Origin of the sequence: Moraxella sp. CTOTU49803 (assembly GCF_032097965.1) — a bacterium.
Taxonomy (GTDB): Bacteria; Pseudomonadota; Gammaproteobacteria; order Pseudomonadales; family Moraxellaceae; genus Faucicola; species Faucicola tetraodonis.
The window spans coordinates 1-25,340 of sequence record NZ_DAMCJP010000018.1 but is presented as its reverse complement, the minus strand read 5'-3'; the positions used below and the strand labels follow the sequence as shown (position 1 = coordinate 25,340).

General features: G+C 37.4%; 21 protein-coding genes and 2 pseudogenes. 8 read left to right on the top strand and 15 right to left on the bottom strand.

Features of this window, described 5'->3' with window-relative positions; translation table 11 throughout:
- Window positions 1-314: 314 nt before the first annotated feature.
- Genes RT422_RS11775 through RT422_RS11765 form a run of 3 tightly spaced genes read left to right on the top strand, consistent with a single transcriptional unit; the run spans window position 315 to window position 6,256 of the window.
- Window positions 315-3,149 carry a DEAD/DEAH box helicase family protein gene (locus RT422_RS11775; protein WP_313422450.1) on the top strand — a complete coding sequence of 945 codons (2,835 nt, stop codon included), beginning with the start codon at window positions 315-317 and terminating at the stop codon, window positions 3,147-3,149.
- A 3-nt stretch (window positions 3,150-3,152) separates the two neighbouring features.
- Window positions 3,153-4,736, top strand: coding sequence for a restriction endonuclease subunit S (locus RT422_RS11770; RefSeq protein ID WP_313422448.1), 1,584 nt, complete (start codon window positions 3,153-3,155; stop codon window positions 4,734-4,736).
- Window positions 4,736-6,256, top strand: coding sequence for a class I SAM-dependent DNA methyltransferase (locus RT422_RS11765; RefSeq protein ID WP_313422446.1), 1,521 nt, complete (start codon window positions 4,736-4,738; stop codon window positions 6,254-6,256). Before RT422_RS11770 ends, RT422_RS11765 begins: the two co-directional genes overlap by 1 nt.
- A 98-nt stretch (window positions 6,257-6,354) precedes the next feature.
- On the opposite strand, the gene RT422_RS11760 is transcribed toward RT422_RS11765, so the two are convergent.
- The 5 genes from RT422_RS11760 to RT422_RS11740 all read right to left on the bottom strand — a co-directional run bounded on the left by RT422_RS11760 (window position 6,355) and on the right by RT422_RS11740 (window position 11,544).
- Complete coding sequence (locus tag RT422_RS11760; protein ID WP_313422444.1) at window positions 6,355-7,581, bottom strand: inovirus-type Gp2 protein; 1,227 nt, start codon at window positions 7,579-7,581, stop codon at window positions 6,355-6,357.
- A 368-nt stretch (window positions 7,582-7,949) separates the two neighbouring features.
- Window positions 7,950-8,873, bottom strand: a complete 924-nt coding sequence (locus RT422_RS11755; RefSeq protein ID WP_313422442.1) for a hydrolase or metal-binding protein — start codon at window positions 8,871-8,873, stop codon at window positions 7,950-7,952.
- Window positions 8,874-9,015: 142 nt separating this feature from the next.
- Window positions 9,016-10,056 (bottom strand): YqaJ viral recombinase family protein, encoded by a 1,041-nt coding sequence (locus RT422_RS11750; protein WP_409520134.1) that lies wholly within the window; start codon window positions 10,054-10,056, stop codon window positions 9,016-9,018.
- Window positions 10,057-10,193: 137 nt separating this feature from the next.
- A complete protein-coding gene (locus tag RT422_RS11745) occupies window positions 10,194-11,186 on the bottom strand; it encodes a DUF932 domain-containing protein (protein WP_219334423.1) in 993 nt (330 codons plus the stop codon).
- A gap of 52 nt (window positions 11,187-11,238) precedes the next feature.
- Window positions 11,239-11,544: a hypothetical protein gene (locus RT422_RS11740; protein WP_282850741.1), complete on the bottom strand. Its 306-nt coding sequence runs from the start codon at window positions 11,542-11,544 to the stop codon at window positions 11,239-11,241.
- 471 nt (window positions 11,545-12,015) lie between these two features.
- On the opposite strand from RT422_RS11740, the gene RT422_RS11735 reads away from it, so the two are divergent.
- Window positions 12,016-13,299, top strand: coding sequence for a hypothetical protein (locus tag RT422_RS11735; protein WP_313422436.1), 1,284 nt, complete (start codon window positions 12,016-12,018; stop codon window positions 13,297-13,299).
- A 147-nt stretch (window positions 13,300-13,446) separates the two neighbouring features.
- Here RT422_RS11735 and RT422_RS11730 read toward each other — a convergent pair whose 3' ends face one another.
- The 6 genes from RT422_RS11730 to fmdA all read right to left on the bottom strand — a co-directional run bounded on the left by RT422_RS11730 (window position 13,447) and on the right by fmdA (window position 18,276).
- On the bottom strand, window positions 13,447-14,013 hold the full coding sequence (locus RT422_RS11730; protein ID WP_313422434.1) for a recombinase family protein: 567 nt from the start codon (window positions 14,011-14,013) through the stop codon (window positions 13,447-13,449).
- Between the two features lie 16 nt (window positions 14,014-14,029).
- Window positions 14,030-14,443, bottom strand: coding sequence for a PIN domain-containing protein (locus RT422_RS11725; protein ID WP_158522029.1), 414 nt, complete (start codon window positions 14,441-14,443; stop codon window positions 14,030-14,032).
- On the bottom strand, window positions 14,433-14,702 hold the full coding sequence (locus RT422_RS11720) for a hypothetical protein (RefSeq protein WP_313422429.1): 270 nt from the start codon (window positions 14,700-14,702) through the stop codon (window positions 14,433-14,435). Before RT422_RS11720 ends, RT422_RS11725 begins: the two co-directional genes overlap by 11 nt.
- A 336-nt stretch (window positions 14,703-15,038) precedes the next feature.
- The gene (locus RT422_RS11715; protein WP_313422427.1) at window positions 15,039-16,295 is read right to left on the bottom strand and encodes a hypothetical protein; all 1,257 of its coding nucleotides are present in this window, start codon (window positions 16,293-16,295) and stop codon (window positions 15,039-15,041) included.
- A gap of 260 nt (window positions 16,296-16,555) precedes the next feature.
- Window positions 16,556-16,876 (bottom strand): FmdB family zinc ribbon protein, encoded by a 321-nt coding sequence (locus tag RT422_RS11710; protein WP_313422425.1) that lies wholly within the window; start codon window positions 16,874-16,876, stop codon window positions 16,556-16,558.
- Between the two features lie 155 nt (window positions 16,877-17,031).
- Complete coding sequence (gene fmdA / locus RT422_RS11705; RefSeq protein ID WP_101964939.1) at window positions 17,032-18,276, bottom strand: formamidase; 1,245 nt, start codon at window positions 18,274-18,276, stop codon at window positions 17,032-17,034.
- A gap of 157 nt (window positions 18,277-18,433) precedes the next feature.
- Between fmdA and RT422_RS12200 the strand changes: the two are divergent.
- From RT422_RS12200 to RT422_RS11690, 4 genes and pseudogenes are all read left to right on the top strand, one after another.
- A pseudogene (locus RT422_RS12200) lies at window positions 18,434-19,016 on the top strand (purine-cytosine permease family protein); the annotation flags it as partial.
- Between the two features lie 77 nt (window positions 19,017-19,093).
- A pseudogene (locus RT422_RS12195) lies at window positions 19,094-20,050 on the top strand (purine-cytosine permease family protein); the annotation flags it as partial.
- Between the two features lie 98 nt (window positions 20,051-20,148).
- Window positions 20,149-21,189, top strand: coding sequence for an aliphatic amidase (locus tag RT422_RS11695; protein WP_313422421.1), 1,041 nt, complete (start codon window positions 20,149-20,151; stop codon window positions 21,187-21,189).
- A 100-nt stretch (window positions 21,190-21,289) separates the two neighbouring features.
- Entirely contained in the window at window positions 21,290-22,381 is a 1,092-nt protein-coding gene (locus tag RT422_RS11690) for an AAA family ATPase (protein WP_409520133.1), read from the top strand.
- Between the two features lie 35 nt (window positions 22,382-22,416).
- Here RT422_RS11690 and RT422_RS11685 read toward each other — a convergent pair whose 3' ends face one another.
- The 4 genes from RT422_RS11685 to repM all read right to left on the bottom strand — a co-directional run bounded on the left by RT422_RS11685 (window position 22,417) and on the right by repM (window position 25,113).
- Window positions 22,417-22,926 carry a transposase gene (locus RT422_RS11685; protein WP_313422419.1) on the bottom strand — a complete coding sequence of 170 codons (510 nt, stop codon included), beginning with the start codon at window positions 22,924-22,926 and terminating at the stop codon, window positions 22,417-22,419.
- A 146-nt stretch (window positions 22,927-23,072) separates the two neighbouring features.
- On the bottom strand, window positions 23,073-23,282 hold the full coding sequence (locus tag RT422_RS11680; protein WP_313422417.1) for a hypothetical protein: 210 nt from the start codon (window positions 23,280-23,282) through the stop codon (window positions 23,073-23,075).
- Window positions 23,283-23,319: 37 nt separating this feature from the next.
- Window positions 23,320-23,955: a ParA family partition ATPase gene (gene parA, locus RT422_RS11675; RefSeq protein WP_313422415.1), complete on the bottom strand. Its 636-nt coding sequence runs from the start codon at window positions 23,953-23,955 to the stop codon at window positions 23,320-23,322.
- A 153-nt stretch (window positions 23,956-24,108) separates the two neighbouring features.
- Entirely contained in the window at window positions 24,109-25,113 is a 1,005-nt protein-coding gene (repM, locus tag RT422_RS11670) for a replication initiation protein RepM (RefSeq protein WP_313422413.1), read from the bottom strand.
- Between the last annotated feature and the right edge of the window lie 227 nt (window positions 25,114-25,340).

The following is a 25,340-nucleotide window of genomic DNA, read 5'->3' as shown; positions in this document are numbered from 1 at the left end:
GTCGTTTAATGGGTAAATGGTTGTCGTTTAATGGGTAAATGGTTGTCGTTTAATGTGGCTTGAATGCCTTTACCAGAGCGGCATAGAGAGAGCGGAAAAGCATTTAAAAGCATTTAAAAACATTTAAAAGCATTTAAAAGCTTTTTTACTTAAAAAATTGAAGTGATCTTTCCTGCAAAGACTTCAAAATTTAATTGTATATTAAAGGTGATTCATCTGACCTTATTTAGTAGCCAAGTAATATTTTACCAATTACAATCTAGCAGTAATCACAAATAAACTTAGGTTAGTAAAAATATAATCATAAGGTTTCTATGAAAAATCAAACACCAGAACAATTAGCTAGAGATCAAATTGATAAACAACTTACTCAATCAGGATGGGTAATTCAAGATTACAGGAAGTATAATCCTAATGCAGGGTTAGGAGTGGCAGTACGAGAATATCCGACTAGTACAGGTCCAATTGATTATTTACTGATCGTTGACAGAGAACCTGTAGGTATCATTGAGGCTAAGCCTGAAAACTTTGGTCACAGGATAACGACTGTTGAAGAACAAACCAAACGTTATGCTGATAGCGATATCAAGAATTTAGATGAAGCCGAAGTACCCTTTTTATTTGAATCCACAGGCGTTGTAACACACTTTACCAATCGCTATGACCCAAATCCAAGAGCAAGGGAAATATTTAGTTTTTTTCGTCCGGAAACTTTACAAAAATGGTTCGAAGATGGAAAAAATACATTACGATATCAGTTGCAGCATATCCCTAAACTAAACCCTAATAATTTGCCTTCGGATGAACTAGGCTTACGTGATTGCCAAGAACGAGCCATTACCAATATGGAAAAATCGCTAGCTGATGCAAAGCCACGGGCGTTGATTCAAATGGCAACAGGAGCAGGGAAAACCTATACTGCAATTAGTATCATGTACCGATTGCTAAAATATACAGGTAAACGACGTATTTTATTTCTTGTAGATACCGTCAACCTTGGTGAGCAAGCTGAGCAAGAAATGTTAGTTTTTCACCCATTGGATGATAACCGTAAGTTTACAGAACTTCATAGCACTCAACTAATTAAATCTAGTTCTATTCCCAACGGTGTTGAAGTCTATATCACTACCATACAGCGAATGTATTCAATGTTAAAAGCCGATGGTGTGGAAGCTCCTGTCGATGATTTAAGCGAAGAGGAAATGGAAGAATGGCAAAGTAAGCAAAAACAGCCATTACCTGTTACTTATCATGAAAATTTACCCCCCGAATTCTTTGATTTTATCTTTATTGATGAATGTCATCGCTCAATTTACAATGTTTGGAAACAGGTTTTAGATTATTTCGATGCGTTTTTAATTGGATTGACTGCTACTCCTGATGACCGCACTTTTGGCTTCTTTAATCAAAATGTGGTGAGCGAATATACCCATGAACAAGCGGTTGCTGATGGTGTCAATGTGGGCAATGATGTTTATCTGATTAATACGAAAGTGTCGCAAGAAGGTGGTGGTTTTAAAGCGCAGGAGTTAGTTGAACATCGAGAGCGATTGACTCGTAAGCGTCGTTGGCAACAACAGGACGAAGATGAGGTATATAGCAAGAAAAAGCTGGATACCGAGGTCGTTAACCCAAGCCAAATACGATTGATTATACAGACTTTCCGTGATAGCCTGCCAACTATATTCCCTAATCGTGAAGAAGTGCCTAAAACGCTTATTTTCGCAAAGAATGATAGCCATGCGGATGATATTATCAAAGTCGTGCGTGAAGAGTTTGGCAAAGACAATGAATTTTGCAAAAAAATAACCTATCGAGCAGGGAATGATCATATTCAGGAAAATGGTGAAGTGATCAAAGGGGAAGCCCCAAGAACGGTGTTATCTGACTTTAGGAATAGCTATAACCCTAGAATTGCAGTAACCGTTGATATGATTGCCACAGGGACGGATGTTCGTCCGCTTGAATGTTTGTTATTTATGCGTGATGTCAAAAGCCGAAACTATTTTGAGCAGATGAAAGGACGTGGTACACGTACACTAGATAAAGAACGCTTGCAAAAAGTTACCCCAAGTGCTCCCACTGCTAAGACCCGCTATGTCATTGTTGATGCGATTGGTGTAACCAAGTCAGTTAAGACAGCAAGTAGTCAGTTAGATACTAAAAAGACAGTAAGTTTTAAGGAATTAGGCGAGGCAATATTTTACGGTAAGGCTTACGATACCGACAGCATTAGTTCATTTGCCAGTCGTCTAAGTCGGATTAATATTATCTTAGAGCCTGAACAGCAGAAAGTCATAGAAGGCATTGCAGGTGGCGTTAAGCTTCAGGATGTCGTCAAGGGCTTATTTAACGCAATTAATCCAGATGCGGTACATGAGGATGCTTGTCAGATTGAAGGGATAGGCATCGATGAAACCCCTACCGAGGCTTCAATTAACCAGGCTCAAAAGAAAAGAGTTAAAGAAGCCACTAAACCATTATCACCTGAGCTAATCAATTTGCTTGAAGAATTTCGTAGGAAGTCCGAACAAAAAATAGATCATACCCGTGATACCTTGGTTGATAGCACTTGGGATACTAACCAAACCGATAGGGCAAACGCGCTGGTACAGGATTTTCGAAACTATATCGAAAGCCATAAGGACACAATCACTGCTTTACAGATTTTTTATAACCAACCATTCCAACGGCGTGCGATTAGCTATGCGATGATAAAGGAGCTTTTGACGACTATCCAAATGGAACGCCCAAATCTATCGGTATACGAAGTTTGGCAAGCGTATTCATTCCTAGATAACGTCGCAGACAACGTAGGAGATGAATTAACCGCTTTAGTGAGCTTACTGAGGCGTGTGGTAGGGATTGATGACAAGTTAACGCCATTTGCAAATGTGGTGCGTAAAAACTTCCAAGACTGGGTATTTGCACATAATGCCCGTAGTAAACAGGCATTTACGGATGCACAAATGGACTGGTTACGCATGATTCGTGACCATATCATCAGCTCCTTTGAAATTCGTGAGGATGATTTTGAGCTAACGCCATTTAATAAATACGGCGGCATTGGTGAGGCGTATGATGTGTTAAACGATGGGCAGGATTTTTATGAACTGCTCAATGAAATGAATGTGGAATTGGTAGCGTAATTGATGAGAGATAAAGTTGTATATCCTAACTCATGGGAAGTGGTGAAGTTAGGGGAAATTGCTGAAAGTGAAAAAGGCAAAAAACCGAAAAATGAAAACAATGAATTAACAGAAACTTTCTGCTATCCATACATTGATATTGAGGCTTTTGAAAAGCTGAATTTTAAAACTTACACGGATGGAGAAAAGTGCGTATTTTGCGATGAAAATGATTTCTTGATGGTATGGGATGGATCACGTTCTGGACTAGTCGGTAAAGGCGTTAAAGGTGCGTTAGGTAGTACGCTTGTCCGTATCAAGTTGCCAAAAATGAATAACCGTTATGCCTATTATTTTTTGCAATCTAAATATTTACAAATTAATACGAGAGCTAAGGGAAGCGGAACACCACACGTTGACCCTGATTTGCTATGGAATTATGACTTTCCAATACCGCCATTAAATGAGCAAAATCGCATTGTTACCAAGATTGAAGCATTATTCAGTGAGATTGATAACGGTATTGATAGCCTAAGCAAAGCTAAGTTTCAACTTGAGCAGTATCGCCAATCTTTGCTTAAATCAGCGTTTGAAGGCAAATTAACTGAACAATGGCGAGCCGACTACGAAAAAAACAATGGTAAGCCTTTACCAACTGCCGATGAATTGCTTAAACAGATTCAAGATACAAGGCAGGCTCACTATGACCAACAGTTAGCCAAATGGGAGCTTGCAGTTAAGACATGGGAGGAAAATGGCAAAGAAGGTAAAAAACCGACTAAGCCTTCAAAAATAGACGATATATCACCTTTGTCAAATACAGATAATTTACCCAAAGTTTGGCGAGATTTTTACCTGTCTGACCTTTCGGAAATAACAGGTGGATTAACAAAAAATGGCAAGCGGAACGATTTTGAAGAAAAAGCACCTTATTTAAGGGTTGCAAATGTTTATGCCAATAAATTGTTATTAGATGAAATTAGTTATATAGGCATACAGGAGGCTGAAAAGGCGAGAACTGCATTAAAAAAAGGTGATTTATTAGTCGTAGAAGGTAACGGCAGTATTGAGCAAATTGGACGTGTAGCAATGTGGGATGGGTCAATTGAACCATGTTACCACCAAAACCATTTGATAAAATCTAGGACTTATGCAAAGGTTAATTCAAAATACATTTTATATTTCCTAATGTCTGCTACAGGGCGTAAAAGAATTGTTGAAGTAGCAAGCTCTACCACTGGACTTCATACACTAAGTTTGACAAAAGTTAGCAATTTAGTAATTCCTTATCCAAGTGAAGAGGAGCAAGTCGAAATCGTTAGTATTTTAGATCAAAAACTTTCCGAAACTGAAAATGTTTTAAATGAACTTAATATACAAACCAAAAAGGCGGAAATATTAAAGTCATCCATTTTGCAAAAAGCTTTCCAAGGCAAACTTGTACCCCAAGACGACAACGATCCACCTGCAAGCAACCTGCTAGAACAAATCAAACAGGAGCGAGAACAAGCACTTGCCCTTATCCAAGAAGCCAAGCAAGCCAAAAAAGCCGATAAGCCAAAAACCACCAAACGCACCAAAAAAGCAAAAACGACCGAGAATCAATAATGACCGAGAATACCCCAGTCACTACAGCCACCACAAAACCTACCAATAACACAGCCGATATTGTCAAAAAAGTATGGAGCTTTTGCAACATGCTACGTGACGATGGTGTCAGCTACAGTGACTACTTAGAGCAAATAACTTACCTTATTTTCTTAAAAATGGCATACGAATATACCTTGCCACCTTACAAAAAAAATATCGGTGTTGAAGAAAAATACAATTGGCAGAGTTTGACCAGTCGAACAGGTTCAGACCTTGAAGCACATTACCTCGAACTATTAAGAGCGTTAGCCCAAAAAAAAGGCTTACTAGGTCAAATCTTTGCCAAGGCACAAAACAAAATCCAAGATCCAGCCAAACTAGCACGTCTAATCAGCATGATAGACGAAACTAATTGGACCAGACTAGGCACCGATGTCAAAGGCGATATCTACGAGGGCATCCTTGAGAAGAATGCTGAAGACACTAAATCGGGGGCAGGGCAATATTTCACGCCACGTGCTTTAATTCAGGCAATTGTAGCGTGTATGCAACCCAAGGTAGGAAATACCATTGCTGACCCTGCTTGTGGCACAGGTGGCTTCCTATTGGCTGCTTACGACTATATGGAATCGCATGGTGCACTTGATACCGAACAAAAGCGCAAACTCAAAGACGAAACATTCTCAGGCAATGAAATTGTTGCTAATACGCTTAGGCTATGCTTGATGAATCTATTTTTACATGGGATTGGTGAGATGGATGGTGAAAGCCCAATCAGCTCAAATGATGCTCTTGTATCACCACCAAGCAAAAAAGTAGATATGGTATTGGCTAATCCCCCATTTGGTAGAAAAAGTAGCATGACCTTTACCAATGATGAGGGTGAAGCCGATTCAGAGGAATTGGTCTATAATCGCCAAGATTTTTGGGCTACCACATCAAACAAACAGGTTAATTTTCTACAGCATATCTATACCATGCTAAAAACATCGGGTAGAGCGGCGGTTGTTGTTCCTGACAACGTGCTGTTCGAAGGTGGCCCAGGCGAAACCGTCCGTAAGAAATTGATGGAAGTCACTGACCTACACACTATCCTACGTTTGCCTACGGGTATTTTCTATGCCAATGGCGTTAAAGCAAATGTATTGTTTTTTGATAACCATGTAGGGCAAGAAAAAGCCGTTACCAAAGATATTTGGATATATGACTATCGAACTAACGTACACCATACGCTTAAGAAGAAACCGATGTCAGTGGAGCATCTGCGAGATTTTATCGACTGCTACAAGCCTAATAACCGCTATGAGCGTACTGAAACCTATGATGCTGAAACCAATACTGATGGGCGTTGGCGTAAATTTACCCGTGAGGAGGTGCTAAAGCGTGATAAAACAAGTTTAGATATCTTTTGGATTAAAGATAAATCTTTGATGGATTTAGATAATTTGCCTGAGCCTGATGAGTTAGTCAATGATATTATTGAAAATATCGAGGCAGGTTTAGCGAGTTTTAGAGCCGTTGCTAGCGAGCTCTCATAGGGTAAGTTCAACTGTAAATTCCTAGTAAAAACCTTAAATTTGCACATTTAAGGTTTTTATAAATAATATATAGCTCAAATATCTTAAACTTGTTATTTTTATGAATAATCAACCTTGCGGTTTATTTTTCTAGGTCTACCTGGTTTCACTTTAACCTTATCATTTCCCATACCAAGTGAACGATCAGTCGTACTGGTCAAATTAAAGTAGTAGTCAGTCTTAGCAATATAAGTCAGCACATATTTTTTCAAGTTTTCAATCATCTGAGTATTTCTAGCATTGAGTTTGCCGATAGCCAAATACTTGTAGCTTGACTTGTTAGCATTACAATTCCAATATAAACCTTTGTAGGTATTCGTGGATGGATCAATCGTTAAGGCTTTCCAAAGCTCTCCCATCTCTCTAGCAATAGTAATATCCTCTTGATGCTTGTCACCGTTTAAAAAAATCAGACAGTGATAGTGATAAGATTTTTCACCCCCATACTCTAATTTCCAAACAAATCCCTCCAAATGGTACTTACGCTTAATAATTCTAAAGAACCTTCTGCGATACTCTTTTATTTCTTGCAGTTGTGAATCTAAAAAACGATTGCTTAGCTGAGTTCGTTCGTAATCACGTATGGATAGAGACTCCTTTCCAAACTGCTGATAATCTGCATGGGTGTCTAGGCTTAATAATTGCTGTTGCAAGCTAACTGCACATTGTTCCAAATATTCCTTGGAAAAAGCTAGATCTAAGCGTAGCACCAACAGATTAGCTTTGTAACTAAGTAAATCTGACAGATAGCGATTTAAGTTACGCTTAGTGCGATTAAATGCTTTTGAAGCCTTATTCTCTTCCTCAACCGTTGTCTCATCTTGCAACGTCGATATTAATGACTCAAGCATCAAATCCTCATTTTTAATTGAATTTGCACTTTTGGCTAAATTATTAGCGTTAAAAACCAGATCTAAATTCAAATTGCCAATCTGATTAGACCAACGTAGATAAGCGTTAACATAGGGTGAATAACAATTGCCTGAATAGGGTAATAGCTCACTCAGAGATTTACTCAAAAACGGTAAAGTTGGACCAGTGACTCTGTTAAAGTAATACCATAAGAATATATTTTTGGTATGTAGATAATTTCGAAAGATAGTTTTCTTTTTCCCATAATCAAGTTTTTTACTTGCTAGCTGCTGTAGCACATCATCAAGCTTGATATAATTTCTAATATCATCATAAGAGGTTGCAGAGATGAAGCTATCTGTTTTATTCTCTATTTGAGAATAAATAATCAAACTAGCATTTAACTCATTGATAAAATCATTATTTTTTGTCATTGTTACTCATCCTATCTTAATTAAATCAATTAATGATAATTGATTTAATTCATAAATAATCGTTATTAATTAAATAATATTTATTAATAACATAAATACCGAAAGTGGTTTTTACAGATAGTCCTTGGAAAACTCAAATATATAAACTATATAGCGAGGAACTTTCTGGACTTAAAACGTCTGTTTTTTCTCATAATATACGTGTCAAGTTAAGTAGTATTTTTGGTACATAATATGACTAAAAAAAGCTTGCCGATTTTGTTGATTACATACAGATTGTGAAGTCAGTAATTTTCTAGATAAAAAAAATAAGAAGCCCAACTTTCTGGGCTTCTTAAACATGATTTGTATTGTAGTATGTAAGATACTCAGATCACCTTTCTCACACTCTGCCGAAGCTCATCCTCAAGCGACTGCCACTGTCCATCGGATGAATGACTATCACTCCCCACTGACCGAACAATCGCATCGCTATCCGCATCAGCATTGTAAAACTCTTCGGCTATTGCCAATCCCTCCTCTGAATCCACCTCAAACGCTGAATTGGCATAGCCAAGCTTAGCCACCTCCTCTAACGCCTGCTGATTGAAGCCAGACTGTAGTTGCTGGGCATGAATCGCCTGGGCATTTTCCACCGCATCCTTTAAGCTCACATTATCCTGCAAGGTCAAATCCACGTAGTAGATGGGTGTGCGATAGCTTTGTGTTGTACTCTTCCCACGAATCGTCAGCTGTAACGGTAAGCAAGACAACAACCCACCCGATACCGCATTAAAGTAACTTAAGCGAGCCATCAGCGTTCTGATTGAATTGTAGCCTGTGGTACGAAAGATAAATGAGCCTAACTCGTCTGAATCATCTAAATTGGCATACAACCGACCAAATACTTTACAGTTACCGTTTTGTCCGATTGGACATAATTCTGGACTCGGGCAAGGCAATTGCTCAACGCCGTTTTGGGTACGTCGTTGGCACAGCTCACCATTACCCACACAGATGGGTCTGCCTGTTTGTCGGTCAAACAGCGTGTACTCAGCCCGTAGATTTAACTCAGGCGTATTAAACAGCATCCGTACAGGAATATGGCGTAATTTACCATTACTGGTTAATTTGGCATTATCCCTAAGCTTGTCATCAAGTGGGTGCTTAATCCAACCATCCTTGCTTTGCACTTGGCTGGTAATGGTGAATTGGTCATCTTTCTCCGGTAAGCGTTTACCATTTTTCTCAACGACTTTACCGATGGTGATTCTGCCTAAAATAGGCGGTGTGATAGTTAACCCTTTAATCATGGGTGTTCTCCTTGGTTTAATTTAATAGATTGGTTTAAAAGGCTTGCTTAATTGGCTGATTGAATAAAATAAAAAGCCCATGCTTGACCGGCAAACATGGGCGATATAGTGATTGGAATAATGGGATGCTTGTTAGCTTGAATTACGCCTTGGTATTCACCAGAAAACGACGACTCCCTTGCCTTACCTGTGGATATTGATTAAGTAGCTCGGGTTGGTCTTTGAGCAGTGCCTTCGTATCTAAGCTCACGCTATCTTTAGCTTTCTTCCAGCTAACGGAGCCTAGACTAAATACCGCTTTTTCAGCATCTTGGATATGCATCTGTATCCGCTGTTTGAGCGATTCATAGTTGTCTGCATGGACTTCCATTAAGTTCTTTTCAGCCAGTAGCTGACCAAATAGCATATTCATGTCCTCGTTTTGGCTAAAGTCGAGGGTTTTATCCGCGGTGGACTGCGAATACAGTTGAGTAATTGCTTTCGCTGCTGATTCGCTCCCATCGGCAGGGGGTGGCACATCCTGTTGCACGTACTCCCAGAACCGCCGCTCTTGGTTAATCAATTGGTTAATGATTAACTCATCGCGTTTGATTTCATACACCCGAGCTTCATGACCACAGATGAGTACACAGACATGGGCTAAGCTTTTACCTGTCACCGCTAACTGGTGCTGGACTTGGCAAGTGACATACAGCGGTACGCCATGTTTCCATAGCTTTGCGCCATGCTCCCCTGTGGTCTTAATCTCTAGTACGCCCACTTCTGACTTATTGACGGCATAGTCAAGATTCGCCAGCATAAAAGATTTATCGGGGTCGGGATGTTGCAGGACTGCGTTAACACGGCGAACTTTATTGCCTGTTTTAGCGGTGTAGTACTTGGCAATGAGTGGCTCAAGCTCTTTACCCCAATACAGCGGTGAATAGGCATTTTCTATTAGTCCTTCGGATAGATCAGGATTTTGTCGTCCTGTCTTGATAAGCCATAGCTCAAGCATAGACATGTAAGGATTAAGCCCACAGGCTGCGGCGGCATCACTGCCACCAATGCCTGTGTTTCGCACCGCTAACCAGTCTTGATGGGTTAACTCTTTGATTTCAGCTAGGCGTTTAGCAGCTTTGGCTTTGGTGGGTTTAACGTGAGTAGTGATTTTAGTTAAGCGATTGTCTTGATTGGGTTGCATCGGTAGGGTTAAATCATTCATGGAATATCTCCTTGGTGGGGTTAAAAAATGAATTATTGAATTTGGTAAAAACTAAACGGCATAAAAAAACCACGCCTTATTGCTAAAGCGTGGTTGTTAGAGTGGATAAGTTACTGTTAGGCAATCAGTCGCATCGCTTCCTCAAGCCCCTTTTGCTTTAAGTTAGCGCCTGTTCCAAACCAAGCTGAGTCTAACCGATGGTCGGTAGACATAGCCCTGCGTTCATGGTCAACAAATTCAGTCACGGCACACAATAAGCCATAAGCGGTATCCCGTGCTGAATCAAGATCAGCACCCCGACCTTGACCGTTAAACATGGTCATGATTTGGTTCATGGCTTTGGCATTGGGGACTGCCTTTTGGGTTTTGTTATTGGTTGGGAACATAATCAAAGTATCATCGACATCGTTAAACAAGCGATTAAGATAGTTGGTGGCTTGTGCTTGAGTTATCCGCCGTTCAGTGAGCTGCTTCATTTGGTACATATGTTCATTCCACTGATTGATGGAAATGCCGAGTTGGTTTTTCACCTTATCGGCATCAAATACGGTTGAGTGTGGCACTTTGACCACGCCTCCGCTTTTATCCGCTAATGAAATAGCCAGTGTGTTATTACACACCACCCGAATACTGGTAAATTGGGCAGTCGTAGCAAGCGTACCATCACAAGCGGTTGCCAGTAATATATAGCCATTACTAACATCTTTGCCTTTTAATGCAGTCGATTGCCCTGTTTTCGCCAGTGCCCAGAACTTACGACCGCCTTTTAACACACCTGCGGTTTCAAGCTCAAAGTCGGCTTGCTCGGTTAAGTCACGGTAAAACTCCAAGATTTCACGTGGCTGGACTTCTTGATAGCGTTGTGAGACGACGGATAGCGGTTCAAGCGTATCTGAGCGATACAGTACCTTGTTATCAGCAAATGGCATAATGAGCTTACCACCTGCGGCATGATTGGCATAGTAGCTGACATCGGATGATTCGATTGTCCAGTCCATGCCTGCTTGTTCTGCCCAAACTTCGATAGGCTGATTGGGGGTAAGCTCGTTACCTAAACCGTGCCAAGGGGTTTCGCCAACATATGCCATTGTTTGTACTTCGTGTGCCATGATAATTACTCCTTTGATGAATGGGTTTAAAAATCGAGAGGTTAGTTTGATATTACACGTGGACACTGACAGGACTTGTCCCATCAAATACCCGATTACAGTTGCGACAGTAAAGGCTCGGCTTGCTATTGCTTGGTGCTAAGTGCTGCTGGCTAACGCTTAACATTAGACTTGCCATCGTGCCTAGTAGCATGCCAAAGCTTGGTGGGATATTGCGCTCACGGCATAGGCTTGCTCCGATACCGGCTAGTACCGCTGGTGATAGCAAGGTAGACTCTAGTGATTGAGGAAATTGCAAACTTGGGCCTATGACTGGATAGGTATCATTGCTAAAGCAGTTGGGACATAGGGTTTTCATAATGGTTCTCCTTGTGAAATTAACGACATAAAAAAGGCCTGCTCGAAAGCAGGCCTTATGTTCAACGCAGATTACATGGCGCATCGATTAAGCTAGATGGCTATGTCATATAAGTAATATATATCTGAAGATTTTTTGAAATTGATTAGGAGTTGATATAAAATACAATTTGTTAATCGAATTAAACTATTGGCTAAAAAATTATTTTTTTACAAAAAATAACAAATATTTTATTGTGAATTTTATTTTTTTTATGTATTGAATAAAAATATATATTTTTATTACCTTATAACTTTCTCACTAAGAATCTTTGAAGAAATAAAAAAATATAAAAAATTATATTTAATAATTTCATGTAGTTAGAAAAATAAATTAGTTTTTAATTAAAAAATAATTAGTTTTTTATTGCATAATTTTTTCTAGATGTGTATAGTTTAAATCAACGGATTTAACTTCACTTAGGAAAATTTTATGTACCCATTACTTGTCGCTAACAATGGCGATAACCAGAACATCAGTTTAAAATCGATACAGCTGATCAATGAGCATCGTATAAAACAGCATCTTTGGCAAGAGAACGTCCAACGAGAATATTGGGAGTATTATTTAGAAAAATTAAAAAACATGAGCTATGCTGAAGCCAAGCAACTGCTCTATATCCAATGCTGTTTTACCAATAAACCGATTAGTTTTAATTATTCAAACTACAATGATATATTATTAGAATTAACATCAGAGCTGAATAAATATCCTTCTCCTCAGCAACATTTTGATCTGCTTCAGCAATACAGAATTCAATGGTTGTTACCAATGGATTTGCATGATTGGATAAAAGATGATTTAAGTGCGATGTTGTATTACACCGCAAACCTTGATAGTGATTTATTTTTTGAAGGATCGTTTTATGGCGGAGATGAGTTTAAGAAAGCATTTATGGATTTTATCCAATTAAGCTATTTTATTATTAATCCTCAAAATCAAAGACTAGGATTGACTAAAATTAATTTCTCTCAGGGCTATGACAAAATCCTTGCTATTAAGAATTTTAATGATTTTAGGCATCAATATCTCACAAATCGATTAAAGCCTTCCAAGCTCAAGTGGCTTAATGATTGTTCAGATGAAATGCTAGATAAACTCTTAGAAGATTTGGATGAAGATGGTAATTTAATTCTCAAAGATGTTTTCTTACCTAAAACCCGAGATGATAAGTTGTGCCTAATACAGGCAAGCCTGAACAATTTGCCTGCTGAAGACCTATATTTACCTAAAAAAATTGATGACATTACTACAAGCATCTGTTTGCTTGATGGAAAATATGATGTTTGTATTAATAATGGCTTTATAAGTTTTGGAGCTGATCAAATCAACTTCAATCAAGACCTTTATTACAATCCATTTTTCTATAGTGAGAAATATATTCAATGCTCTAATGAAGAGTGGGAATTCCAATTCTCAAATAGTGAACTTAATCTAACTTTTACAGGGAAGATCATTCAAGAACTTGTCAAGCAGAACCGACAGCATTATATTGATAAATATAAGAATCGTGTGGCAGTAAGTAAAAACAGAGAGTCTAAAAAAAGAACTTTGGAAGACCGAACGGTTGAGATTCTACAGAAAAATATGCCGTATCTAGAAGAGATGGCTAAAGTAAATCGAATGTCGATCAAACTACTCGTCAATCAATGGGTGGAAATTGAGTACAAAAAATTTAAGTCTGGGTTTGATGATCAAAAAAAAGCAGATCTGTGAACAATGGCAAGCATGAGGATATTGATGTTATGTTTGCCAAATTGTCAGTGGGTTCTGTTCATAATGAGTACAACTTTACCTGTAGCCAATCTTTTTAAGAAACGCTCAAAGGTTCACTCGATAAATTGTTTACCTATTTGTTCAGAATTAAGACTTAGCCATTTCAACTTCTTTAGTCACACTATAAATCGTTGCCCGGCTCACCCCAAAGCGTTTGGCAATGTCAGTTGGTGAGTTACTTCGGTCACTCATCAGCTGACGAATCATGACTTTCTCTGTATCGGTAAGTTTCTGAGGTCGTCCGCCCATACGCCCTCTAGCCCTTGCTGACAATAGCCCTGCTTGAGTACGTTCTCGAATCAGTTCACGTTCAAACTCTGCCAATGACGCAAATAAATGAAAGGCAAGCTTACCAGTTGGTGTACTGGTATCGATATTCTCTTTAATCGATACCAACTCACAGCCCATCTCTTGTAGCTGATTAACCAGACTGATTAATTCTTTTAGGCTACGGCCCAAGCGGTCTAGCCGCCAAATATATAATGTATCGCCTTCACGCAAGGCCTTAAGGCAGTTCTCTAGTTCAGATCGATGATCGTTAACAGAGGATATTTTTTCTTGGTAGACCTTCTCACAGCCCAATTGGGTGAGTGCATCCAGTTGCAAATCTAAGTTTTGGTCAATGGTGGATGTTCGAGCGTAACCGATTTTCATATAGCTGAGATTAATCCTATTGTAATTTGGTCATACCTGCTTTATTCACCGCCCCTTTATCAAAGGTGACCGTATACACACAACCTTGTTGTTGATTGATCTTGTGAATTAGAAGATCAGAAAAATCTGATGACATGGTGTGATAAATAGCCAGTGCTTGTAACACCAATGCCTGATGTTCAAACACCAATGTATCAATTGCCAATAACTCATCCAAGATCATCGCCACTTGACTGCGAGATTGGTTATAGACACGTCTTAGTAACCAAATCAGCTCTATCAACACAATAACGGAGATATAGCCCTTTTTATGCGCATTTAGGCTTTCAAGAAATGCACTGGCTTGCTCAGCTTGTTCTTGATCATCCTGAACAAGATAACGGGCCAGTACGTTGGTATCAATACCAATAAGCTCAGCACTACTCTCCATGAATAGCACCCATTGCAATGCCGTCATTCATCTCATCAATGCTAGCTATTATGTTAGTTTTCACCAACCCTTTGAGACGACGAATATCACCTTTGCTGTGTTCGGACACAGGCACAAGTTCAATAACTCCATTATCGTGCTTCACGATAGACAACTTTGTATTGTTAGCCAGATTAAGCTCTGCTAATAGACTATCAGTCAGCACAAGGACATTCGGCCGATCTGGGTAGTGGTTGCTCACCGTTAATATATCTAACATAACTTCTCCTGTTTGACAGTGAGAACAAAAAGTATAAGGTTAGTATGAGCCAGAACTATATAAAAAGCAATTTCTAGAGGGTTATTTTAACGTTGTTTTTTAGACGAGTTTTTATTCAAAAAACTGTAGAAAAGGGGGCGTTTTTTGAGGGTAAAAAAAATGTCCAAAAAACCTTCGTTTTTTGGACAAGTAAAAGATACTTAAAAATACTCGACAAATGTATTTAAGGATCTATAATTTCCGTTTTCTGTGCTCACCCCTAAATGAATAAAAAACGGCATTTTTTATAAAAAATGCCGTTCGTATTAATATATTTTCTATATTAAAATCAATATACTATTGTGGTGTATTAGTATCTGGTGCATTTAAGAATGGTTCAAAAACTATATACCCATTTGTTTTGAGAGATTGATTACGGTCATACAATCTTTTTCTAATTTCATTAGCATCAGTAGTTCCCCAATAATTATTAGGCATTGCTAATCTTGCAGAATCATAACCGTCTGGCAACTTAGCAATATATTTACCAGAATTATCACTGAATGTATTTAATTCAATTTTGGCTTGACTTGGTGTTCCTGTATAATCCGCCCAATTTTCTATTGCATAATTTGTAGTCCAATTTTCAAATTTATTATTTACAATTATTAGTTTGCCTTGCGGGTCTATGCCAAAAGAAATTCCGCCAGAATTTATAAATTTATTTTTTACAATTTTAGTTTCACCTTGTGGATACCAAAGGTACATATACTCTTTTAAATCTCTAATAGTAGAATTTTGAAGGGTAAGTCGACCATATATAGCATTTCCTCTTGGTGCATATAAAGTTCCACCATTAATGTTAGCTTGGTCAATAGAAATATGATAACCTTTGTTTATAGGAGTAATATTAGCGTTATTAATAGTAACTTTGTCTGTATTTACCCCTTGAGCATTTAATAAACCTTCGACATTAATTGCGTTTCCATTACCTTCTAAGACAACACCTTCTTTAATATACAAGGTTGTCCCAGTTGGTATTGAAAGGTCATTCATTAAAACATAATGTTTCGACTGGTCATCTAAAATCAAATCCTTTGTCATTATTTTATCAGTAATAATGCTACTAGCAGCAACCATAACATTGATAATGTATTCTTGATTACCTGTACTTGAACTTGTTTTATACTTAAGTTTGTAAGCCCCTGCTTTATCGAAGATAATATAATGTTCGCCATTATAATAAGTGTTTAGATTTTGAACAGTTCCATTGACTGGTGAAGATATTAGTTCAAAATAACCATTGGTCGGAATATTTGGCAAAGGTTTAACATAGACTTTTACTTGCTCTGCAATACCGCCTGTTACTTGGAAAAATTGCTCTAGGTTGCCTTCGATAACAGGTGTAGTGGGTGTAGTGGGTGTAGTGGGTGTAGTAGGTGTAGTAGGTGTAGTAGGTGTAGTAGGTGTAGTAGGTGTAGTGGGTGTAGTAGGTGTAGTGGGTGTAGTGGGTGTAGTGGGTGTAGTGGGTGTAGAGTTAGAATTGTCGCTACTTCCACCACCACAACCAGTTAATAATGAAGATAATAATATAAATGCAATTGTCTTTTTCATCTCTTACTTTTCCTTAGCTTACCTACTTATTACTTAAAATAAGTATAACAGAATTGTTTCTAAATTTAGGCTTAATTGTTGCTATTTAATTAGAATAGCACATAAAATCATAGTTCAACTAGCTTTTGTTGAGAATTCAAAGCTTCAGCCAATAATATAATCTGTATAGAGTCTAAAAAACTTCGTTTTCTAGACAAGTAAAAGATACTTAAAAATATTCGACAAATGTACTTACCGCCCTATATGCATGGTTCATTTTACTAATGACTAATCATCCAAGGCCTTTGGTTTGGAATTGTTTTGGTGCCATCCGGATGAATTAAAGTATTTTTACTTTTACTCATTGACGAATCAGGTCTGAGAAGCTGTGAGCTTTTTAAAGGAGCATGCTGAGCTCGTTCATTACATGCACAGGCTTTTTTCTTATCCGCATCCATATCTAGGTACACAGGGGGCATCATAATTATTTGAGGACTGAGGGTCTGGCATTGAGGGCACTGTTTTGGTGTACCTGCTAACTTTATTTCACCAAGTTCGTGAAATATTCCATGTTTTGGACATTTATAATCATATACCGGCATGATAAATTACCTTTCAAAATAATATTATTAATAGCAAAAGATCTAAATTAATATTACTAATCATTCGAAAAAGAATGCTATTCAATAACATTTATTAAATAGCATAATAAGGAAATATAAATTTTATTTAATACTCATAGCATTAGCTTATAAGTTTATGATTTAATTTGTGGCGGATTTATTGCTAACGGTAGATCAGAAATATCTTTTGGATTTTTCTCAGGTTTATTCGCACCAGGATTAATATCAAAGTCAAATATTTCTGTAGGTAGCCATAACGTCGCACAAGCATTTGGCACATCCACTACGCCACTAATATGTGCTTGAATTGGTGCACACCCCAATAAAGAATAAGCTTGTGCACCGCTATAACCAAATTTCTTCAAGTATTCGATGGCATTTAATACGGCTTGACGGTAAGCAACTTGTACATCTAGGTAATGCTGTTTACCTTGCTCATCAACAGAAACACCTTCAAAAATCAAATAATCATTGTAATTTGGCGTTAAGGGACTTGGTTTAAAGATTGGGTTTTTAATAGCATATTTTTCCATACCATTTTTGACCAAATTAACTCTTAAATGAATCCAACCTGCCATCTCAATTGCACCGCAAAAGGTAATCTCTCCATCACCTTGGCTAAAGTGCAAGTCGCCTACTGATAAGCCTGCGCCCTTCACATAAACCGGAAAATAGATCTTCGCCCCTTTTGTAAGATCTTTAATGTCACAGTTGCCACCATTTTCACGAGGGGGAACAGTACGAGCTGCCGTTGCAGCTGCAGATTCTTTCTCTGATCCCTGCAATTTTCCCATGTGAGCAGTTTTAGCAAACGGAAGATTTACTAACCCTGGAACGCGATTAGGATCAGTATCGTATAATTCCTTTTCACGGTCATTCCACTCTTTTAACATCTCATGAGACGGCATAGTACCAATTAACCCAGGATGAATAATACCTGCAAATTCAACACCAGGAATATGACGAGATTTAGTATAAATACCATTAAAATCCCAAATAGATTTTTGTGCTTCTGGATAATGTTCGGTTAGAAAACCACCGCCGTTCTCTTTAGAAAAGAATCCATTAAACCCCCATTGGCTTTCTGCTAATGTACCAATGTCCATAATATCAACTTCTAACAAATCACCTGGCTCAGCACCTTCTACTTCAATTGGACCAGATAAGAAATGGACTTTCGTAAGATCAACGTCTCTTACATCTTCTGCACTGTCATTATTCTGGATTTGTCCACCCGTCCATTCATAACATTCTACGATAAAATCGTCGCCTGGTTTAACACTTACAGCCATAGGAATGTCTGGGTGCCAACGATTATGGATATTTTCATTTTCATAAGGAGATTGGTTAATATCAATTTTAATTAACGTTTTTGCCATTTCGTACCTCTTCTGTTATTGGTGAATTTACAGAATAGGTTATTCAAAAATAATGCCAACTTTAAGTTGGCATTATTTTTGAATATTCTTTTTTGCTATATCAACCATAATTATCATAAGGGCATATAAAATGAAAGATTATAGTTATCCCCCTGCTATAAGACCTTCAGATGAGTTAAATGCTAACTCTGAAGAAGCTGATGCAACCAGAGCAGTTAATGAAACTTTAGAAGACTATACTTTAAGATACGCTCCTTATAGTTTTCGCAAATGGACGCCCCAAGTAGTTGCGATTACCGCTCTTGGCGGTATTGCATATTTGGCCGATTTTTCTATCGGCGCAAGTATCGGTATCTCTTACGGAACTATCAATGCGGTTTTCGCCATCTTGTTCGCAGCAATTATCATCTTTTTGACAGGTATACCTTTGTCATTCTATGCAGCTCGCTACAATATTGATTTAGATTTGATCTCTCGTGGTGCAGGCTTTGGTTATTATGGCACAGTCATAACCAGTATCATTTTTGCAAGCTTTACCTTTATTTTTTTCGCGCTTGAAGGGGCGATTATGGCACAAGGGTTATTGCTTGGTTTAGGTATCCCTTTATGGCTTGGTTATATTCTTTCAAGTGTGTTAATTATTCCGTTAGTTATTTATGGCATGAAAGTCCTGAGCAAACTTCAAGTTTGGACGACCCCCTTTTGGTTAGTTTTAATGGTGGGACCCGTTGTATATTTGGTGTTAAAAAATCCTGGCCTAATAGATCAATGGTTTCAATTCAATGGGAATAGTAAGACAACAGGTTTTAGTTTACCTTTGATTATGCTAGGTGCAGGTGTCTGTCTTTCATTGATTATGCAAATTGGTGAACAAATTGATTACTTACGTTTTATGCCTGCTAAAACTAAAGAAAATAATAAATCTTGGTGGATAGCAATGCTATCTGCAGGTCCGGGTTGGGTTATTTTAGGTGCTTTAAAGCAAATTACAGGTGCTTTCTTAGCATTTTACTTAATGACTAAAGCAATGCCTAATAATGTATTAACTGAGCCTGTGCATCAATTTACTGGCATGTATAGCGATATGATTAACGGAAAGTTAGCAATTGTGCTAGCAGTATTATTAGTTATTTTGTCTCAGGTTAAAATTAATGTGACAAATGCTTACTCTGGTTCTTTATCTTGGACCAGTGGGTACACAAGGGTGACTAAACATTATCCAGGTCGCATCATTTTTGTGATATTTAATGTTGGTATTGCACTATTAATGATGGAAATGGATATGTTTGCTTTTTTAAATAAAATTTTAGGATTTTATTCAAATTTTGCAATTGCCTGGGTGGTAGTTGTAGCTACCGATATTGCGATTAATAAATATCTACTAAAACTTTCACCAAAATTACCAGAATATCGTCGAGGCATGTTATACGATTTTAACCCTGTCGGTATGGTTGCATTTGGTTTATCTGCAATATTATCGATTGCCGCTTTCTTCGGGCTTTTAGGTGACACTTTAGCTCCGTACTCACCAATTATTGCTCTGGTTGTAGGTTTTGTTTTAACGCCAATTATGGCCATTATTACTAAAGGAAAATATTATCTTAAGTCGACTGATGATGGGATTAGTGAACCAAGATATGATGCTGAAGGTGCGCCAGTTGCGACACTCTACCATTGTGTGACCTGCAATGAGCATTATGAACGCCCTGATGTGATGTACTCTCATAAACACAATGGTGTCGTTTGTTCATTATGCAAAACTTTGGAAAGATAAAGCTTATGATAATCCATTTTTAACAAACCTTTTGTTAAATATAAATATGATTGTCGCGATTTTTTACAAAACTAAATTAATTATTTATGGAGATAAATATGAGACACGGTGATATTTCTAGTAGTCCAAATACCGTTGGTGTAGCTGTAGTAAATTATAAAATACCAAGACTGCATACAAGATCAGAAGTCATTGATAATTGTCATAAAATCGCTCAAATGCTTAAAGGTATTAAACAAGGCTTGCCGGGATTAGATCTAATCGTTTTTCCTGAATATAGCACAATGGGTATTATGTATGATCACAATGAAATGATGGAAACGGCTGCTCAAATACCTGGAGAAGAAACCAGTATTTTTTCCAAAGCATGTAAAGATGCAAATGTGTGGGGTGTCTTTTCCATTACTGGAGAATGTCATGAACAACATCCTAAAAAGACTCCTTACAACACACTTGTTCTAATCAATAATCAAGGGGAAATAGTTCAAAAATACCGAAAAATTTTACCCTGGTGCCCAATTGAAGGGTGGTATCCTGGTGATTGCACATATGTTACTGAAGGTCCAAAGGGTATAAAAATGTCATTAATCATTTGTGATGATGGTAACTATCCAGAAATTTGGCGTGACTGTGCAATGAAGGGCGCAGAACTAATCGTAAGATGTCAAGGCTATATGTATCCTGCTTGCGAACAGCAGGTACAAATGTCTAAATCAATGGCTTGGGCAAATAATGTTTATGTCGCTGTAGCAAATTGCACGGGTTTTGACGGTGTATACAGCTATTTTGGTAATTCATCAATTATTGGATTCGATGGGCGTACATTAGGTCAATGTGGTACAGAAGAAATGGGTATTCAATATGCTCAACTCTCTTTAAATGAAATTCGTGATGCACGTAAATACGATCAATCTCAAAACCACTTATTTAAATTACTTCATCGTGGATACACCGGTATTTACAATGATGGCGATGGAGATAAAGGTATAGCTGACTGTCCATTTGAGTTTTATCGTAGCTGGGTGTTAGATGCTAAAAAAACTCAAGAAGATGTAGAAAAATTAACACGTTCTACAATAGGGGTCGCAGAATGCCCTGTCGGAAACTTACCGCATGAAGGTATTGAAAGGGAAGCTTAATTTTATATAACAGTAGATATGTTCTAATGCCTCACCTTATAAAACCTATCACAATTGATTAGTATTATTTGGTGAGGATTATTTTTCCTGCGAGAAAAAAATGACCTTTATTAATGATAAACTCCAAGAAAATCAAAAATTAATGAATGATAAAGTTGCTTCAGAGTATAGAAATAACCGAGATTTCGCAAGATTTAAATTTGATCCATCTGAGATAATGAAGTTGTTAAGACAGCGGATAATAGGACAGAATGATGCTTTAAACAGCATTGAAGACATGTTAAAAGTCATAAAAGCTGATTTTAACAATCCTACAAGACCATTATCAGTTACCTTTATGGTTGGACCAACAGGTGTTGGGAAAACAGAAACTGTTAGAATTATTAGTGAATGTATTTATGGTCGATCTAATGCATTTTGCCATATAGATATGAATACACTTGCTCAAGAGCATTATGCCGCTTCCATTACAGGAGCTCCTCCTGGGTATGTTGGGAGCAAGGAAGGTCATACGTTATTTGATATAGATGCAATTAATGGTTCCTTTTCTCAGCCCGGTATCGTTCTTTTCGATGAAATAGAAAAAGCCGATAAAACAGTTATTCGATCTCTGATGAATATTCTTGAAACAGGAAAACTTAAACTTACTTCTGGAACTAAAGAATTAGATTTCAGGAATAGTATGATATTTATGACTAGCAATATAGGAGCTACAAAAAGCCAAACTCGCTTAATCTATCTGGAAAAACTACCAAATCTTTTTTCCAAACTAGCTATAAAATTTAAGCAAGATGAGAATAGTATTATCGAAAGAGCGATGATGCAATACTTTGATCCCGAATTTCTTAATCGAATTGATAGAATTCTGTATTACAAACGTATTGAATTCAATATAACTCCACAGTTAGTAATAATTGAACTTAATAAACTGAATCAAAGAATGAAAAAGCAAAATAGATTAGTAAGTTTAAGCGATAGTGCTTTAAACGCTTTAAGCAAAGGTTATGATTTAAAATACGGAGCACGTGGCATTGAAAGAAATTTAAGAGTCAAATTAGAGCCAATAATTGCAGACTTTCTCCTTACTAACTCTAATACGAAGGAAATTGAGATTGATTTTAATGACAACACTAATAGTTTTTTTGCAAGTGAGAGAAAAAATAATAATGGTTCATTGCGAGATTGCAAATAATATCGAGGGCGTTCAAAATTCTATGTCAGGATAAATTAAATTAGAGGCTCATTACAGCATCTAATCGACCAGGGAAATGGATAGACACTATCAAGTGGTCTTGATTGCCATGCTTTAAGCTGTGGGATAAGCTGGTCAGTGATACTACTGATGGTGGCTTCGGATACCTCAAGCTGATAAATCTCAGCAATGTGGTCTTTGATAGCGGTATAGCTCACCCCATGCGAAAACAGCGATAGGATACGGTTGTCAATCTCAGGGGTGAGTTTGGTTTGGTGCTTTTTAACCAAAACAGGCTCAAATTCGCCATTGCGGTCTCGTGGGGTTTCAAGTTCAAACCTACCAACCGCTGATTTGACCGTCTTTTTGCTGTAGCCATTACGGCGGTTGCCAGTAGGATTTTGCTCAAGGTAGCTGTCTATCTCAGCCGATAAGGCAGCTTCGGTAAGTTGTTTGATGAGTGGGGCTAGCACCCCATCACTGCCTGTAATAGGCTTTCCTGATTGAATGGCTTTTAGGGCTTCGTTAAAGTCAAAGTTTTGCATGGTGTCATTCCTTTTTCTCTGAACAGTTTATGGGAATGACACAGTTTTTTGAACACTACCTATATAAATCAAAAATCTATCTTCTAATTAAAAATAAATACATATTTATGTTTTTATGTAAATATATATTTATTCATAACTGGATTTTATCGTTCATCGAGGCTATCAATAAGATTGGATACCACTTCTGTCATAGACTTCCGATTATGAGCTGCATAAAGTTTAAGCTTCATATAGCGCTCTTCGGTGAGCATAAAATTTACACGAGATTGAGCAACTTGCTCACCTGTTACATCTTCTAATTTAGTTTGATTATCTGGGTTAATTTGAGTTGGTCGTTTGCTAGTAAGTGCCATCAATATATCTCTTTAATAAAATAGGTATTTAATGATTTTAATTATTCATCATAGACTGTATTTCTTCTGCAAGGCTCTGAATTTCCAATATTGCTTCACTATTACTCCTCTCTGTCTCAAAAACCGTTTTCCCCAAACTTGCCGAGTTGGGGTAGCAAATTCTTTGTACAATTCTGCTATGCAAGACAGGTAAATCAAATTCATTAAGAACATTTGCAACCTCCTCACCAATTTTAGTATTCTTGATAAGTCGAGATATTACAAACGCTGCTTTTAATTTTCCTTCAGTTACACCGATTCTTTGATGAATTAATTCAATCAAATTTGCTGTCGCCCATAAGTCATATGGCGAAGGTTGAACAGGTATTAAAATAAAATCAGATGCTCGAATCGCTGCTAATGCAATCTCCGTAGCCTGTGGCGCTCCATCAATAATGATGTAATCATGCTTACCAAGACTTTTTATATCTTTATCTAGACTCGTTCTATCAAGCCCTATTACAGGTGTGGTATTGTTTTCATCAGCAGCTCTCCAATCTCTTGCAGAGCCCTGTTTATCGCTATCAATCAGCAATACACTATGACCTTGTAATTGATATGCTCTCGCTAAATGAGTGGCAATGGTAGTTTTACCACTTCCCCCTTTTTGATTAAGGACTGCTATCGTTGGCATAATAATCTCTAATTTTTAAATAGTTTATTACATAAAAGCATAAATACATATTAGCATAAATACATTTTTACGTTTTATCTCAATTACATTTTTACATAAATACACTTTTAATTAAAAACATAAATAAGTGTTTATGTATAGAAATTTTAATAATTAAAAACGTTTGGCTTGCTCATCATCTAGGTACTCATGCATCGAGCGTTTTTTAAAGCGTTCTGGATTTCTCTTAAGCTGTTCCACCATGTGAGCTACCCATGCATCACTAGATTGATTAAAAGGGCTACTAGAACTAACCATTGAGCCATAATCAGCTATAAATTTTTTACTGTGTACGATTCTAGCTAATTGTTTATCGGTAAGCGTTTTTTTAACTATATTATCCTGACTTTCTTTATCAGTTTTACCATTTACCCAATCAATCGTATTTAGGTCGCTTTTTGAATCAATTTGGCTGTCTTTTTTAGCATTATTTTTTAGCTTGACTGAGAATTTAAATCCTGTGATGATGCGCCCTTTTTTCTCTTGAGTATAATTAACCTTTAAATCAGTTTTTTCATTAATCTCATTGACTGCTAAATCCAATACTCGTCTCTTAAAATCACACATCCGAGTATATTCATTATTTAATAATCCAATTTGTCCACGAATTAGCTCTAGCTCGATAACAGGTGTTTTACCTGCTGATTTCCATTGCACAAGCAATTCATAAAGTCGAACTGAATATACGCTCTTGAGCTGTGCGGTTTGCTCTAAGAGGTAAGAAGTAAAAAACTCTTCAAAGCCATCAATACGGCTAATTGCCTTAACCACATGATAGGTGAACGCCAATTCAATAGCACCTTCATCATCTAAATATCTGATGAACTGTATCCAACGAGATTTTACTAATTTATCCTCTTCGTCATAAAAGCTAAATCGGCGGTTAAATAAGGTATCTTCCGCCTGTTTCATCAGTATGTAGCCATTCTGACGTGATGTATTAAATACATTAGCATATCGTTTTGCATCGATAGTCAATGGTGTGTCTGTACTTAACCCTTTACCAGTCTCTCTTGCATCCACAATAGCTAATTGAATGATTCTCAACTCAGGTAAGGTTAGATATTGAAGAGCCATATTCAAACGATTAGCTTTCACTACAAGATCGGACTTAGACATCAAAAATCTCAAATAATTTCCATAAACAACATCATTCTATACTTGCACCAATAAAACGTCAAAAATAAATCTGACGTTAAAAGGTAAATGGTTGTCGTTATATAAATTTTTTGGAACTTATTCGAAGTAAATAGAAGTCGTTTTAAAGACAAAAAATTATTTGTCGTTAAAAGGTAAATGGTTGTCGTTTAATGGGTAAATGGTTGTCGTTTAATGGGTAAATGGTT

What these genes read in the sequence shown, in the direction of transcription:
- RT422_RS11740 (WP_282850741.1), bottom strand. Translation starts at nt 11,544, where the DNA reads ATGAAAACCCTATGTCCCAACTGCTTTAGCAATGATACCTATCCAGTC.
- RT422_RS11695 (WP_313422421.1), top strand. Translation starts at nt 20,149, where the DNA reads ATGAGACACGGTGATATTTCTAGTAGTCCAAATACCGTTGGTGTAGCT.
- RT422_RS11745 (WP_219334423.1), bottom strand. Translation starts at nt 11,186, where the DNA reads ATGGCACACGAAGTACAAACAATGGCATATGTTGGCGAAACCCCTTGG.
- repM (WP_313422413.1), bottom strand. Translation starts at nt 25,113, where the DNA reads ATGTCTAAGTCCGATCTTGTAGTGAAAGCTAATCGTTTGAATATGGCT.
- RT422_RS11690 (WP_409520133.1), top strand. Translation starts at nt 21,290, where the DNA reads ATGACCTTTATTAATGATAAACTCCAAGAAAATCAAAAATTAATGAAT.
- RT422_RS11760 (WP_313422444.1), bottom strand. Translation starts at nt 7,581, where the DNA reads ATGACAAAAAATAATGATTTTATCAATGAGTTAAATGCTAGTTTGATT.
- RT422_RS11725 (WP_158522029.1), bottom strand. Translation starts at nt 14,443, where the DNA reads ATGGAGAGTAGTGCTGAGCTTATTGGTATTGATACCAACGTACTGGCC.
- RT422_RS11715 (WP_313422427.1), bottom strand. Translation starts at nt 16,295, where the DNA reads ATGAAAAAGACAATTGCATTTATATTATTATCTTCATTATTAACTGGT.
- parA (WP_313422415.1), bottom strand. Translation starts at nt 23,955, where the DNA reads ATGCCAACGATAGCAGTCCTTAATCAAAAAGGGGGAAGTGGTAAAACT.
- RT422_RS11720 (WP_313422429.1), bottom strand. Translation starts at nt 14,702, where the DNA reads ATGTTAGATATATTAACGGTGAGCAACCACTACCCAGATCGGCCGAAT.
- RT422_RS11680 (WP_313422417.1), bottom strand. Translation starts at nt 23,282, where the DNA reads ATGGCACTTACTAGCAAACGACCAACTCAAATTAACCCAGATAATCAA.
- RT422_RS11730 (WP_313422434.1), bottom strand. Translation starts at nt 14,013, where the DNA reads ATGAAAATCGGTTACGCTCGAACATCCACCATTGACCAAAACTTAGAT.
- RT422_RS11765 (WP_313422446.1), top strand. Translation starts at nt 4,736, where the DNA reads ATGACCGAGAATACCCCAGTCACTACAGCCACCACAAAACCTACCAAT.
- RT422_RS11750 (WP_409520134.1), bottom strand. Translation starts at nt 10,056, where the DNA reads ATGCAACCCAATCAAGACAATCGCTTAACTAAAATCACTACTCACGTT.
- fmdA (WP_101964939.1), bottom strand. Translation starts at nt 18,276, where the DNA reads ATGGCAAAAACGTTAATTAAAATTGATATTAACCAATCTCCTTATGAA.
- RT422_RS11755 (WP_313422442.1), bottom strand. Translation starts at nt 8,873, where the DNA reads ATGATTAAAGGGTTAACTATCACACCGCCTATTTTAGGCAGAATCACC.
- RT422_RS11710 (WP_313422425.1), bottom strand. Translation starts at nt 16,876, where the DNA reads ATGCCGGTATATGATTATAAATGTCCAAAACATGGAATATTTCACGAA.
- RT422_RS11775 (WP_313422450.1), top strand. Translation starts at nt 315, where the DNA reads ATGAAAAATCAAACACCAGAACAATTAGCTAGAGATCAAATTGATAAA.
- RT422_RS11685 (WP_313422419.1), bottom strand. Translation starts at nt 22,926, where the DNA reads ATGCAAAACTTTGACTTTAACGAAGCCCTAAAAGCCATTCAATCAGGA.
- RT422_RS11735 (WP_313422436.1), top strand. Translation starts at nt 12,016, where the DNA reads ATGTACCCATTACTTGTCGCTAACAATGGCGATAACCAGAACATCAGT.
- RT422_RS11770 (WP_313422448.1), top strand. Translation starts at nt 3,153, where the DNA reads ATGAGAGATAAAGTTGTATATCCTAACTCATGGGAAGTGGTGAAGTTA.